Below are 12,843 nucleotides of genomic sequence, written 5' to 3' on the forward strand. Positions count from 1 at the left end.
CCTGCGATTGCGCCAGCCCCAACACCCTCAAACCACCTGCCTACACCCCAACCGAATCCCCCTCCTCCGTCACCCCATTCGGCAACATCCCATTCGCCAAATCATCCACCACTGCCTTCGCCATCTCTCCCAAATAATGTGCGGCCCAGGCAAAACGATCCGCGCCTGTGTCCATCGCTGCATCCAATGCGAGCATTTTCGAACAATGCAGAAGCTCGGAGGCATGCTCAAGAGCATCGCGGATGGGTACGCCGGAATTAACGCGGAACAGGCGGTGGAGATTGGGCTGTTTGCCGCAGGTGGAAAAGGTGATGACGCCGAGGGTTTTGTTGAGGGGTGGGTTGATCATTGGGTACCTCCCAGGTGGGTGGAGGTGTGGGTTGTGGGATTGCGAGAGTACGACTGATCAGAAACGCTCATTGATAAGCTCCTAAGTAAGTGAGCCTATTGTTTTCGGATTATCAGGTCCGGTCGCTGGATTGGAAGCGACGGTGGAAGGTAGCGCAGGAGGGATTGGGGCTGGAAGGTTGGATCTGTGGCGAAAGGTTTCTGACAGGCAGACCGAGATTAGACGAGCGTCGGCGGAAACAACATGGTGGTCAGCCCCTCCTATAACGCTTACCGGGTAAGGGTACTCCGGCAGGCCGCTTTCGGCCAAAAGCTGCCTGTCGCGATGGGCTGCGATTGGCTACAAGCTGCCGGTAATCATGAGGTGCGAAAGCAGTAATATTCGGTCAGTGAAGTGAGATGCGTGGAGGCTAGATGTGTAGTAGCCTAACGCCACTCAGTTGGTTCACCCGACTCAGGTTCCTGGCGGCCTCATGTTGAATCGTGCGGTCGATCAAAAAAGGGGCTATGCAATGTCGATTGGGTTAGTGAAGTATAAAAATTAATAGCCTATAGTTTGACTAAATTTAAAGTGCGTTACTCAAAGGACGGAGATCATGGAAAAAACATGCTATTACTGCAAGGCCCCATCTAAAACATTGGAGCACGTACCTCCAAAATGCTTATTTCCGAAAGGTACAAAAAAGAATTACAGAGTTAACTTGATGAAGGTTCCCTCTTGTGATCTGCATAACTCCAATAAGTCTGGCGATGATCAGTATATGATGGTCTATTTTGCAGCTCGCGCGAAAGGGCTTGATTACGAAAAGCTCCGTCCGCATATCGATAAAACCATCAGAACTATAATTCGAAAGCCGCATTTTCTACGCGAGTATACTGATCAGATAACCATCACTACTGAAGTTGATAGTCAGGCTAGAACATCAGGTATTGACTGGTATGACCCTAAAAACCACGTCGAGCTAAAAAGTAACTATGAGCGAATCGGTAATTTTCTAGCAGCTGTTGCTCGAGGTGCTCTTTTTTATGATAAGGGCGTTCAGTGGAGTGGCGCTGTATTTGTTATGCCACATTTTCTAGGAACCTTAGAAACAGATGGCGGGGTTAGTTTAACGAAAGTTAATGAGCTGCTTATAAATCCTGATTTTTCAACTGGTGATAATCAAGAGATTTTCTTTTACAGAACTGAGAGCCATGAGGGTGGTAAAATAGCGCATGTTGTAGATATGTGCTTCTACAATGAGATGAAGGCAACATGTCTATTCATGCCAAGAGAGATGCGTTCACAGATCGAAGAGCAGTTCGGCACAGTTAATTTTGTACGCTGGGTTGACTGTGAACCTCGAGCTTAACGGCACACTTCAAGCACAGATAAGGGCGTCCGTCAGATAAAGTCAATGCACACGTTAGGTTCAACCTCGAATCACTAAACCCGGTCACTCGGGTTTCAGCGACCGAGCACCCTGAGAGATACTCAACCAAGTGCACAAGCCGATAGATTCTGACGCAAGTTTAGGCAATGGTGCAGGGTGCCGTGCTCGCTGCTTCACGCCTTGGGACTGGAATCATCAATCCCGTTTTTCCTGATCAGTCAGGTGAGTCGTCAGGCAAGGTTGGATGCAATGGTGGTCTGATTCAAGTTTTACACTAGCAGCAGAATTTATAATGAAACTAGAAAATATTAATTCAAACGTGGTTGATTTTAATTTCGGCACTACCGTTTTGGATTTGCAAAAGCGTGCAATGCGCGCGCGCAAGTCCAGAACTGTGATTGCAGCAGGCATGCTGGCTATTGTAACAGTTGCAGTTGTAGCAATATTTTCGTTAAATACTCGTCCGGCGATGGCATGGCAGACTATCGCAGAAAGTATATCCGCCAAGCGACCCCAAGATCCTAGCCTATTTATGCAAACTACCACGGGTCTCCTGGATAAAGCCTATCCAGACGGGTTGGTCTATTTGGGTAAGCGTCTAGATGGTTCAGAAGAGAAGACGCCGATGGTGTCTCCTGAAGAGAGGGCTGTTTATTTAAATGAAGTAAATACTTTAGTAGGATTCTACGAGCGCGCGGAGGCAGCTTACAAAAACAAAGCCCCCGAGAATACGAACGTCGGCAACGACTTAATTACATCTGTATCATCAATCGCCTTCACATTTGGAGCAATCGCTTTTTTTGTTTTAGGGATTCAAATTGGAATGTCTTTCCTTAGGTATTACGCACGGTTGGCGGAGCTTTACGACTCCCAAGCAAGTGCACTAATGATGTCGAATGGCGATCCCGACAAAGCTGTAAAGTTTTTCGAAATATTTTCACCCATGGACGTTTCTTTTGGAAAAGCTCCCGCTAGCTTATACGAACGGGCCATTGAGGTTATTGCTAACACTAAGGATAAAGCGCAATAAATAATATTAAGAGGTTTTGAAGGCTTGATCATAGATGGCTTCCGAAGATCTAGGACTCTCGGGACAGGTCTTGTCGTTTTCTCCCTTTTGTCGTTGTCGAGACTCTTTCATTCGGCACAGCTCACTCAAGAGGGTTCTCGTTGGCAAGAAGAAGGTTATGTGAAAAAAATGGCATAAAATATCACGACATTTCTGCCATCTACTTACAGCAAAAACCTACAGGAGATATTCGTGTCAATCAAAAACGATAAGAAGCGTTTTCTGCGATACGAGCTTGGCTTGCTCAGTCTTAACGCTGCGCTATCCACCAGAAATGGTGAAGCTCCAGTGTACGCAAAAGGAGTCGGGTGCCATCAGCGAACCAAAGAAAAAAAAGTTTTTCGAGGATTTCTTGAAAAGCTGGAGCACATATACGCGAAGGGGAATGTGACAGAAAAACAGCACATTGAGTTTATTCAAAAAACCGCAGACGACATATCAGAAGCACTTGGAAATAAATTACATAATGGAAGATTCAGGATCGGCGTCGCTCAAAAACTCATCAATTTGCACCTGAAATACCTATGGGCAACCGGTCATATTGGAGAGCCTCCACATTGTCCAATCGACGGGATTGTTCGGGATAAAGCAAAGATCTCCTATGACTGGACAACGAGTGACTCAATCAAAGCCTATGCGCAAGCTGTCCAAGATTTGAAGAAAGTGGCTAGCACGCGAACTCTGTCCGTTTGGGAACTTGAAGAGTTTCGTCGGAGAGATGAACAGTAGTTTTTAACCATTCTTTGAAGTGGATAGGCCATCTCGGGCCCGTCGCTTAACTTAGGTGTGAGTGACCGCTTTTGGCCGATTGTGTTGAAAAAGTCGGCTTGCCCAAAACGCTCGAATACTGATGGGTGAAAAGACCTTTTTTGCACGCTGCTACGTGAAATCCGAGTCCTGAACCTACTGCCAAAAATTCAGCTTTCAATCTCAGACGCGTACTTTTCTGCCGTGGAATTCGAAGTCGACTTTTTCAACAGAATCGGCCGCTAGCGGTCTGTCGCTAAGAACAGAACGTGATCGGTCCCGGCCCACACTAGGCAGGAGAGATGCGCCCAGCGGCCTCGGCTCGTTCCGTCAATTCAATATACTTACGTTCAGCTACCCCTTCAGTCCTCTCAAAGACTTCCAGATTTGGATCAAGCATCCTTAAATATTCACGGCATTTGCTCTCAGTGAATTTCGCCCCGTTCTCATAGACGTCCTTAGCAAAGGCCGAGGCATCTGCCTCACATTGCTCCAGAAACTCCTGATGGCTTCCTAGAAAATTAATGAGCATGGCTTGCAACTCTGGCTCAAGCCGATTGTTAACTTCTGCTTTGTGAATCAGCGATTTGTTGTTCTGGATCGATCTAGCCCAAGACGACCGAGTTTTTTCCGCTTTTGTAAGTACCTCTTGGCGCAAACTGAAAAGGTCCTTTGCCCGAGACCGGTAGAATCCGATCACGTTGAACAAGAAACTGAAGGCCGAAACCGCGAGAGCGATCCATGCCACGAGTGACGTTGTACCCATGCTTCACCTCTAGACGACTGACGCCGCACTGATTCTAGCCAGATTACAACGGACTAATCATTTTGAACTCTAAGAATTCGTTTCGGGGAGCCTATTTGGCGAGAATGGGCGAACGCCTTCGACCCAAAGCGGACACTTTGGCTCAATGTTGGCTCAGGCATCCGGCCCTTCTTGCTGTGTACCCCTGGCGATCACTAGCCATTTCTCTCTATCAGGCCAGTGTGTTGAATGAAGGAGTGGCAGAGGTACGGGCTGTACCGTAACGAATTTGTGAGCCTTCGCAGTCATCTGGCAGTATCGATCATCCCCCAAAATCGCGCATACTCGTATACGCCTTGAGCCCACTCCATGCGTCACTTTGAATATAGGAAAGCAGGTCATACGGAATGAAATTCCTCGACGATATAATGCAGTCAATCTCTGGAAACACGAAAACAAAGGTTGAAGATCCATTTATTGGTGCATTCATAGGGGCATGGATAGTCTGCAACTGGAGTCATTTGGCAATCCTAATATGGGGCGACGGAACCGCCACAGAACGAATTAATGCTCTTGGTAAGTACTTTAAAGAGACCGACATAATTGGATTAAATACAATACTTATAATCCCTTTATGTATGGCGCTGCTATTCTTGTTTGCTTTCCCTTGGGCATCACTCGCGCTGAAGTCGATACAAAAATTTGCAAATGAACGTTTGCACCAGCAAGCCATATCAATCGAAGTCGGCAAGGTTAAGCAACAGGAAATATTGAATAAACAAAAGCTGCTAGCAGATCCTGACAAGAAATTTTTAGAGCAAAACGTCCAATTAGACATTGACCGCCGAAAAGAAACAATCGAACAATTGAGGCTCAGGAGTGTAAGGCTAAAAGAAAAAGCCGAAGCGGCAATAGCGGTATCGGAAGCGGCTACAGCCTCAGCGGCGGAAGCCAAAAGCCGAGCGAATCAAGCTGAGCTAGAAGAAGAGAAAAAACAGAAAAATGCTGCACTTGAACGACAACGGTTCAATGTGGCAAGTGCTCAGCTAAAATCAGCACAGGCATCAAATCGTTTCCCATCATCTTACAGCTTCATGCTGGCAATCGAAGAAAGCCTGAAAGCAGATGGTGTTCAATTATCTCTAGCTGGACTAGGTGAGATCGTAGCGATGATTTTTGGCTACGAAGACTTTCACTCCTTAGTCCACGACGAAAATTTTAACAATGAAAAGCTATCACAAGTGTCATACATCTACTACGACCCTAAAAAATTTGCGTCAAGCCTCGAAACGATTGTGCAAGACGAAGGAACCGACAACGAGAACCTAGGGCCCGACCTTCTATTTGATCATGTGATATCAGTCTTCGAAGATCTAGAATATAAATTACTCACCGAGGATCAAGTAGAAGAGGTTTGTAGAGATATCTGCGAAAGTCTTAAGTATGATTTGCTTAATGGTGATGAGTTCTCAGGGCCCATTGCAGAATCTGACACTATCTTTGACGAAATTGAAATCGGCGAATTGGACTCTATTGCATTTGATGATGGCTTGAATGTTACTTTTACTGGTTCAGCAAGCGGCTCTCATAGACGGGATGATGATGTTCCCGGTCGCGATATTGGATTCAATATCGAAATTAAAAATACTGTGCTGCTCGGCACCAGAGCTTTAGGAAAATTTGAGCTTGGTGAAGTGTCAGCAAGCTTGATTGACTACGATTATGAGGGCGAAGACGAAGGTGATGCACCTTAGATAACACGCAATTCACTCAAGGCAGCTAGGGGCATTCCGTGAGAATCCCCTGCGACTTTGCCTTCGGTAAGTGACCGCTTTTGGCCGGAAGCTGCCGCTCACGAACGACTACTTTCGTCCAAAACCGGACGTTGTTGGACTCCCTCCGCTCCGGTAGAGAGACTCTGCCCATGCATATGGTGCCTAGTGCTGAGTAATGGTAAATACGCAGCCATACACTGCGAAATCTGCATGATGCTTGGACTTCAGCAGACCTATTTCTGCCGTGCGGCATAACCGACTTGCAATAGACAAGCTCCGTACAGGCAAGCAGCTTTATAGCTGCGCAGCTTTCTTCCATTTCGGCGTCCCGCGCTGCGATCCATGCGATAACCAGTTGATCCATACCGAGATATAGGGTCGCGTAACTGCAACGCGTACAGGAAAAAAAGAGGAAAAAAGGGGACGAAAAAAGGGGACGGATTTATTTCTGGGAAATGTTTCAAGTGAAATTGAGTTTCGTCTGAACAGCTCGCCCCCTAACTGAACCGCCCACCCATCCACTGGTCAGCAACGCTCGTCGATCAAGCCGAATTCTCCCTCCCCGTATGCATCACAACCATACGCACCAAGCCTTCACAGGCTTCAACAGGGAGACCCCACCCAATGTCTGAACCCAAAAATCCGCAGCTCCAAGGCTCCCAATCCGACGGCTCCGCCGCCGGCGGCTGGCCTGCCCTAAACGCCGTCAACAAACACCTGCTCCACCAGCACGTCCTGCTCAAGGGCAACCGCACCTTATTGTCCATGAACAAACCGGACGGTTTCGACTGCCCCAGCTGCGCCTGGCCAGACCCAAAGAAGCCGCACACCTTTGAATACTGTGAGAACGGTGCCAAGGCACTGGCGTGGGAGTCGACCAAAAAACGCGTCACGCCCGAGTTCTTCGCTGAACATACGGTCAGTGAGCTGGCAACCTGGACCGATCACGACCTGGAAGATCAGGGCCGTATCACCGAGCCGATGCGCTATGACGCGGGCAGCGACAAGTACCTGCCCGTCAGTTGGGACGAGGCGTTCGCCGAGATCGGGCAAGAGCTGCGTCAATTGAGCGACCCGTGGAAGCTGGAGTTGTACACCTCGGGGCGTACCTCGAACGAGGCGGCGTTTCTGTATCAGTTGTTTGGCCGCCTGTATGGCATGGCTAACTTTCCTGACTGTTCGAACATGTGCCACGAGACCACCAGCGTGGCCCTTCCCGAGTCAATCGGCGTTGGCAAGGGCACCACGACGCTGGAAGACTTCGAGAGCGCCGACGCCATTTTCATCTTCGGTCAGAACCCCGGGACCAACAGCCCGCGCATGATGTCGGAGCTGCATGCCGCCGCACGCCGTGGCGCGAGCATCATCTCGTTCAATCCGTTGCGCGAAAAGGCTCTGGTAAGGTTTGCATCACCCCAGGACCCGCGCGATATGCTCAGTCGCAGCGGGGTCAAGATCAGCTCCCAGTACCATCAGGTCAGAATCGGCGGCGACATGATTGCCGTGCAGGGCATCTGTAAGGCGGTCATTGAAGCGGATGATGCAGCTCAGCGTGAAGGGCTGCCCCGTGTGCTGGATGTCGCCTTCATCGACGAGCACACCCACGGCCTTGAGCCGTTCGCCGATTATTGCCGACAGCTGCCGTGGGCAATCATCGAGCGTCATTCGGGCCTCACGCGTCAGGCGCTGGAGGATGTGGCGGCGGTGTACATGCGTTCGGAGCGGGTGATCTGTTGCTGGGGCATGGGCATTACTCAACACAAGCGCGGTGGCGACGCGATGCAGCAGATCATTAATCTGCTGCTGCTGCGCGGCAACATCGGCAAGCTGGGCGCGGGTGCCTGCCCGATTCGCGGCCACTCCAATGTGCAGGGTGACCGCACCATGGGCATCTACGAAAAAGCCGGCGAGCCGTTCCTGGCCAGTATGAGCAAGGTGTTCGGTTTCGAGGCGTCCCGCAAAGGTGGGCATGATGTGGCCGAAGCCTGTGAGGCGCTGCTGCGCGGTGAGGTCGAGGCGTTTATTTCCATGGGCGGCAATTTCTTCCGGGCCATCCCGGATATCGATGTGGTCTGCCCGACCGTCAGCCGCTTGAAAATGACCGTGCTGGTCAATACCAAACTCAACCGCAGTGCAACGGTCCATGGCCAGAAAGCGTTTTTGCTGCCGTGCATCGCCCGCTCGGAGCTGGACATGCAGAACGGTGTGGCGCAAACCGTGACGGTCGAGGACTCGATGTCGATGGTGCACGGCTCCACCGGCATGCTTGAGCCTGCGTCGAAACACCTGATCTCCGAAGTGGCGATCATCGTCGGTATGGCCAAGGCGACGCTTGCGCCCAACCCCAAGGTGGATTGGGACAGCTATGTGAACGATTACGCGCGCATTCGCGACAAGATCGAAGCAGTGCTGCCCGAGCAGTTTTATGACTTCAACCAGCGCATCAAGGAGCCCGGCGGTTTCCGCCTGCCCAATGGCGCCAGCGAGCGCAAGTGGAACACCGAGTCAGGCAAGGCCAACTTCCTGTTTCCTGCAGGGGTTTTTGACGAGGACGACACGCCACCGGGCGCTGACCACCTGCAGTTGATGACGATCCGCAGCCATGACCAGTTCAACACCACGGTGTATTCCAACGATGACCGTTACCGGGGTATCTACGGCGACCGCATGGTGGTGATGCTCAACCCGCAGGACATTGAGCGTCTGGGGCTCAAGGCCGGGGATTATGTCGAGTTCCAGACGGCGCTGGACGTGACAACACCGCGTCGTGCGCCCGGTTTCAAGGTCATCCCCTTCGACGTACCGCAAGGCTGTTGCGCTGCGTACTACCCGGAAACCAACGGCTTGCTGCCACTGGCGAATCGGGATAGCCGCAGTAACACACCGGCGGCGAAATCCATCCCGGTGAACCTGGTGCGGATGAATCCAGAGGAGACGCAAGTGGCTTTGCAGCGACGCGGGTTGATTGCGGCGGCTATTTAGGGCTCGTGGTACAGCGTTGTGATCGTTCCCACGCGAGGGAACGATCACAAACCCTCAGCTATCGCATCGGATATTTTTCCGGTGCCGGCCAGCATGAGAGCTAGATTTTGGACTTAGGCTGCCCTGAGAAACGGGATGCAGCCTGTTCAAAACTTTGTCCTGCACGTGGATTCCACTGCACACCCGAGCGGGCTTCAATCCCGGGTTTGAGCTGCTGGTTGTCGTCATAGTCTTCACGGGGATGAAAAAACAGCGGCTGCACCGTTTCCAAGCTTCGCAGGTAGTCGGCATATGAATTCAGATATTGCTGACGTTCGTCATCGCTGAGCTGCGCCGGCATCCATGCAGCAAACGGCGGAAGAACGGTGAAACCGGTATAAGCCAAAATGCCGTTATGGATAGGCCAGAGGACGTGATGCAAGTCGCCATCAATGCCAGCAGGTGTATAAAGGCTGCTCGCGGTGCCCGTGGTCAGGCAAAGCATGGCCCTCTTGCCCTTGAGTAGGCCTGATCCATACTTGTGCCCCGATGAGTACGCGAACCCGCGACTTAACACCCGGTCTACCCAGCCTTTCAGAATGGCCGGCATCGAAAACCACCACACGGGAAACTGAAAAATCACCAGGTCAGCCCACATGACTTTCGATTGCTCGGCTTTGATGTCGTCGGTGTGAGCGTTGTTTGCAAACGCATGTTCTTGCTCGCGGGGAAGATTGAGATAGTCAGGATCGGCGCGATTATCGGGGAAGTCACCAACGCCCAGCTCAGCCTTCCAATTCATCGCGTAGAGATCGCTCACCTGAACCTGGTGGCCGAGTTCGCGCAGCGTTTCAACAGCTACGTCCTTTAGGGCACCGTTGAAAGAGCGTGGTTCCGGGTGCGCCAATACGATTAACGTCTTCATAACTGCAGCCTCTCTTTGCGGTTTTTCGATATTGGATAACGTCTATCGCCCCGATTCTGTCCGACCGCTTTGCTGAGACTCACCACGAGCAGGCCGACAATAGTCAGGCTTGCGCCCAGCAGAAACCCGATGCTCGTCTGCTCTTTGAGCCACAGGTAACCCATCAATACGCCAAACAGCGGACTCATGAAGGCCAGCACTCCCAGGCGAGCCGCGAGGTAGCGACGAAGCATCCAGAACCAGATCAAGTAGCTGGCCACTGACACGATTAATGTCTGGAAAACCAGGCTGGCCACTGCACCGGTTGAAAAGCTCATTGCGCTTTGGCCCGCTAGCAGGCTCAAAGGCAGCAGAAGGAGAAAGGCCCCTGCCAGTTGGTAAAACAGGGTCTGGGTGGCGGGTGCTTCACTCAGGCGACTGATACGCACCGCTACCGTCGTAAATCCCCAGGTAGCGCCCGCGCACAAGCCCAGCAGGTCGCCCAGGAGACTGTTTGCGTGGGTGGTTTGAATGGCTGCTCCATCGCGTGGCATGAGGAAGGTGATGGCAATCCCTGCGAACGCTAGCGACATACCCAGCCACTGAATCGCGCCAAGACGCTCCTCCGGCAAGCGCAGGTGCAGACCAATGGCGGCAAACAAGGGCGCCGTATACAGGAAAACCGCCATATGCGAAGCACTTGTCCAGCGTAACCCTTGCGCGATGAACAGAAATTCACCCGCGAACAGAACGGCCACGACCAATCCGGAGCGGCACCAGACGCCGGGTAACCACACTTCCCGCATGATCGATTTTCCGATCAGCCAGACCAAGGCTGCAGCGACTCCGGAGCGAACGGCAACCTGCATGAGCGGTGCTATGTCGCCGGCAACCGCCTTCATTGCCACCTGCTGAGCGCCCCAGATGAGACACAGCAGCACCATTACCGCCGTGGCAGCCCCATCGACTGACTTCCTCACTTGTCGGCACCTTTTATCATTAACTTGGACAACAATTTATTCCTCACTCGGCAGGCCAAACAGCCGATGGCGAAATTCGATTGTGGGAAAGTACGCAAGCCGCTACAAATCATATGTTTTCGATCTATAGAAGAGAAAAACTACGCCATGAGAGCTGATACGCCCCTCAGGGCCATCGCATGCTTTGACGCGGTCATGCGCACCGGCAGCGTCAGCCTTGCTGCAAGCCAGTTGTTCGTAACGCCGGGAGCGGTAGGGCAACAGATTCGCAAGCTGGAAGGTTGGCTAGGAACGCCACTGTTCATACGCAATGTGCGCAGGCTGCAACCCACGGCGCAGGCGCTGAGCTACTGGGAGCAGGTCAAGCCGGCGCTTCGCCAGCTGGAGACCGCCAACCTGGCCGTGCGGGTTCTTAGAGACAGGCAGGTACGGCTAAGCTTGCCGCCGGCATTCGCTAACTCCTGGTTCGCAAAGCGGATGCCATTGTTCATGGAGCGGCATCCAGAGGTGCAGCTGCACCTGAGCGCATCCACCGATAAAGTGGATTTCCATGACGCTAGCTGCGACCTGGCGGTGCGGCATTTCGATGGACATAGCAGTGACGTGAATGCAGAACTGCTCTTGCCAGACGAGGTCAGGGTCTATTCCAGCCCGGCGTACCGCGAACGGCTCCAGTTGCATAGCCTTGATTGTTTGCCGGGAGCCACCTTGATCTATACGACGTCTCACGCTCACTGGGCTCAATGGCTATCATCGGTCGGTATGTCCGCCGATAGCTTTTCCAGCAGCCTCAAGTTCGATCAGTCTGAGCTGGCAATCGACGCGGCGCGTCGCGATCAAGGTTTAGTGCTCACCAGCCCTTGGCTGGTTGAGGAAGATGTAGAAAGAGGCCTTCTCGTACCTGTCTTTGACGCTGTACTAAAGACGGGCAAGGGCTATTATTTGGTGCAGGCCAAAGATGTGGTGCTGGGTGAGGCAGCACAGCTGTTGCGCCGGTGGCTTTGCGACGTAGCGCAGCGAATTCAAAAAAATTGATAATTTGAAGCTCACGAAAATTAATTCCGTCCCCTTTTCGCGTTTGCGAATGCGTCCAACAGTCTTTCGACGAAGTCGAATAGGAAAATCATGGCATTCACTGCTACCTGCGTTGCGTCCCTGGTTTTTTGGACTGTTGTTTCAGCCGTCACAGGAGCCAAGGAGCCTTGGGATCTGGCGAGTTATTGGACCCTCATCTATCCCGCCGCGCTTGCGTTGTCAGTGATTCTTGGAGCCGTGCTAAAAAGCGCCCAATGGTCCGCGGGCGCTGTCGTAATGCTTGCTCAGATCCCCGTGGTTCTGGTTATTTCTGGTGCTTCCCCGTTGCTGGGTGTCGGTATCCTGTATGCGGCCGTTCTCTCAATTCCGGCGATAGCGCTGTCATGGCTCGCCGGCAAATTGCGGCGGGCTTGAATTCAGAACAGCGTGATGACGCCTATTGCATGATCGTTCAAGCCCTGCGCCCCTCTTCTGGCTAACCTGACTTTCCTCACCTTACCCGAGTATCCGTCATGGCTCAGCCTCCCGCCGCGCCCATAAACCTCACCCAAAAAGCCTCCCTCATCGACAAGCAATGGAGCCCACGCGTGGTCGCCGAAATGAACGACTACCAATTCAAAGTGGTACGCATCGAAGGCGAATTCATCTGGCACTCCCACCCCGAAACCGACGAGGCATTCCTGGTACTGGAAGGCACGCTACGTATCGACCTCCCCGACGGCCCCGTGTATGTAGCGCCAGGCGAACTGTATGTGGTCCCTCGCGGCATTGAACACCGCACGGCCGCCGAAGGCGAAGCCAAGCTGATGATGATCGAGCCACGGGGCATTTTGAACACTGGCCATGCAGGTGGGGACCGAACCGCCGCGAATGATCAATGGATCTAAGGCCTTACCGCCTCGCCCA

The 12,843-nt window shown here is 52.2% G+C and carries 12 protein-coding genes; 8 read left to right on the forward strand and 4 right to left on the reverse strand.

The genetic code is table 11. The features are described 5' to 3' along the window. Positions 1 to 40: 40 nt before the first annotated feature. Complete coding sequence (locus BLL36_RS02550) at positions 41 to 349, reverse strand: DUF3077 domain-containing protein (RefSeq protein ID WP_076949885.1); 309 nt, start codon at positions 347 to 349, stop codon at positions 41 to 43. A 595-nt stretch (positions 350 to 944) separates the two neighbouring features. On the opposite strand from BLL36_RS02550, the gene BLL36_RS30275 reads away from it, so the two are divergent. From BLL36_RS30275 to BLL36_RS30945, 3 genes are all read left to right on the forward strand, one after another. Then, complete coding sequence (locus tag BLL36_RS30275; protein ID WP_130925949.1) at positions 945 to 1,700, forward strand: hypothetical protein; 756 nt, start codon at positions 945 to 947, stop codon at positions 1,698 to 1,700. A gap of 265 nt (positions 1,701 to 1,965) precedes the next feature. Then, positions 1,966 to 2,751, forward strand: a complete 786-nt coding sequence (locus BLL36_RS30280; RefSeq protein ID WP_130925950.1) for a hypothetical protein — start codon at positions 1,966 to 1,968, stop codon at positions 2,749 to 2,751. A gap of 231 nt (positions 2,752 to 2,982) precedes the next feature. Beyond that, on the forward strand, positions 2,983 to 3,519 hold the full coding sequence (locus BLL36_RS30945; protein WP_076949887.1) for a hypothetical protein: 537 nt from the start codon (positions 2,983 to 2,985) through the stop codon (positions 3,517 to 3,519). 307 nt (positions 3,520 to 3,826) lie between these two features. On the opposite strand, the gene BLL36_RS02565 is transcribed toward BLL36_RS30945, so the two are convergent. Then, complete coding sequence (locus BLL36_RS02565; protein ID WP_076949888.1) at positions 3,827 to 4,303, reverse strand: hypothetical protein; 477 nt, start codon at positions 4,301 to 4,303, stop codon at positions 3,827 to 3,829. A gap of 386 nt (positions 4,304 to 4,689) precedes the next feature. Here BLL36_RS02565 and BLL36_RS02570 point away from each other — a divergent pair, with 386 nt between their 5' ends. Both BLL36_RS02570 and BLL36_RS02575 read left to right on the forward strand, forming a co-directional pair. Further along, the gene (locus tag BLL36_RS02570) at positions 4,690 to 6,036 is read left to right on the forward strand and encodes a hypothetical protein (RefSeq protein WP_076949889.1); all 1,347 of its coding nucleotides are present in this window, start codon (positions 4,690 to 4,692) and stop codon (positions 6,034 to 6,036) included. Between the two features lie 645 nt (positions 6,037 to 6,681). After that, positions 6,682 to 9,039 carry an FdhF/YdeP family oxidoreductase gene (locus BLL36_RS02575; RefSeq protein ID WP_076949890.1) on the forward strand — a complete coding sequence of 786 codons (2,358 nt, stop codon included), beginning with the start codon at positions 6,682 to 6,684 and terminating at the stop codon, positions 9,037 to 9,039. 100 nt (positions 9,040 to 9,139) lie between these two features. Here BLL36_RS02575 and BLL36_RS02580 read toward each other — a convergent pair whose 3' ends face one another. Both BLL36_RS02580 and BLL36_RS02585 read right to left on the reverse strand, forming a co-directional pair. Beyond that, on the reverse strand, positions 9,140 to 9,943 hold the full coding sequence (locus tag BLL36_RS02580) for an NAD(P)H-dependent oxidoreductase (protein WP_076949891.1): 804 nt from the start codon (positions 9,941 to 9,943) through the stop codon (positions 9,140 to 9,142). Continuing rightward, on the reverse strand, positions 9,940 to 10,866 hold the full coding sequence (locus BLL36_RS02585; protein ID WP_197678488.1) for a DMT family transporter: 927 nt from the start codon (positions 10,864 to 10,866) through the stop codon (positions 9,940 to 9,942). The genes BLL36_RS02580 and BLL36_RS02585 overlap by 4 nt, the downstream gene beginning before the upstream one ends. Before the next feature lie 36 nt (positions 10,867 to 10,902). On the opposite strand from BLL36_RS02585, the gene BLL36_RS02590 reads away from it, so the two are divergent. From BLL36_RS02590 to BLL36_RS02600, 3 genes are all read left to right on the forward strand, one after another. Continuing rightward, positions 10,903 to 11,937 carry a LysR substrate-binding domain-containing protein gene (locus tag BLL36_RS02590; protein ID WP_231998926.1) on the forward strand — a complete coding sequence of 345 codons (1,035 nt, stop codon included), beginning with the start codon at positions 10,903 to 10,905 and terminating at the stop codon, positions 11,935 to 11,937. A 90-nt stretch (positions 11,938 to 12,027) separates the two neighbouring features. Continuing rightward, positions 12,028 to 12,351 (forward strand): hypothetical protein, encoded by a 324-nt coding sequence (locus BLL36_RS02595; RefSeq protein WP_076949893.1) that lies wholly within the window; start codon positions 12,028 to 12,030, stop codon positions 12,349 to 12,351. Between the two features lie 98 nt (positions 12,352 to 12,449). Further along, entirely contained in the window at positions 12,450 to 12,824 is a 375-nt protein-coding gene (locus tag BLL36_RS02600; protein ID WP_076949894.1) for a cupin domain-containing protein, read from the forward strand. Positions 12,825 to 12,843: the final 19 nt, after the last annotated feature.

It is taken from the genome of Pseudomonas cedrina subsp. cedrina, from assembly GCF_001983175.1.
GTDB classification, from domain to species: Bacteria; Pseudomonadota; Gammaproteobacteria; order Pseudomonadales; family Pseudomonadaceae; genus Aquipseudomonas; species Aquipseudomonas cedrina.

What these genes read in the sequence shown, in the direction of transcription:
- BLL36_RS02575 (WP_076949890.1), top strand. Translation starts at nt 6,682, where the DNA reads ATGTCTGAACCCAAAAATCCGCAGCTCCAAGGCTCCCAATCCGACGGC.
- BLL36_RS30280 (WP_130925950.1), top strand. Translation starts at nt 1,966, where the DNA reads ATGCAATGGTGGTCTGATTCAAGTTTTACACTAGCAGCAGAATTTATA.
- BLL36_RS02600 (WP_076949894.1), top strand. Translation starts at nt 12,450, where the DNA reads ATGGCTCAGCCTCCCGCCGCGCCCATAAACCTCACCCAAAAAGCCTCC.
- BLL36_RS30275 (WP_130925949.1), top strand. Translation starts at nt 945, where the DNA reads ATGGAAAAAACATGCTATTACTGCAAGGCCCCATCTAAAACATTGGAG.
- BLL36_RS02550 (WP_076949885.1), bottom strand. Translation starts at nt 349, where the DNA reads ATGATCAACCCACCCCTCAACAAAACCCTCGGCGTCATCACCTTTTCC.
- BLL36_RS02570 (WP_076949889.1), top strand. Translation starts at nt 4,690, where the DNA reads ATGAAATTCCTCGACGATATAATGCAGTCAATCTCTGGAAACACGAAA.
- BLL36_RS02580 (WP_076949891.1), bottom strand. Translation starts at nt 9,943, where the DNA reads ATGAAGACGTTAATCGTATTGGCGCACCCGGAACCACGCTCTTTCAAC.
- BLL36_RS02565 (WP_076949888.1), bottom strand. Translation starts at nt 4,303, where the DNA reads ATGGGTACAACGTCACTCGTGGCATGGATCGCTCTCGCGGTTTCGGCC.
- BLL36_RS02595 (WP_076949893.1), top strand. Translation starts at nt 12,028, where the DNA reads ATGGCATTCACTGCTACCTGCGTTGCGTCCCTGGTTTTTTGGACTGTT.
- BLL36_RS02585 (WP_197678488.1), bottom strand. Translation starts at nt 10,866, where the DNA reads ATGGTGCTGCTGTGTCTCATCTGGGGCGCTCAGCAGGTGGCAATGAAG.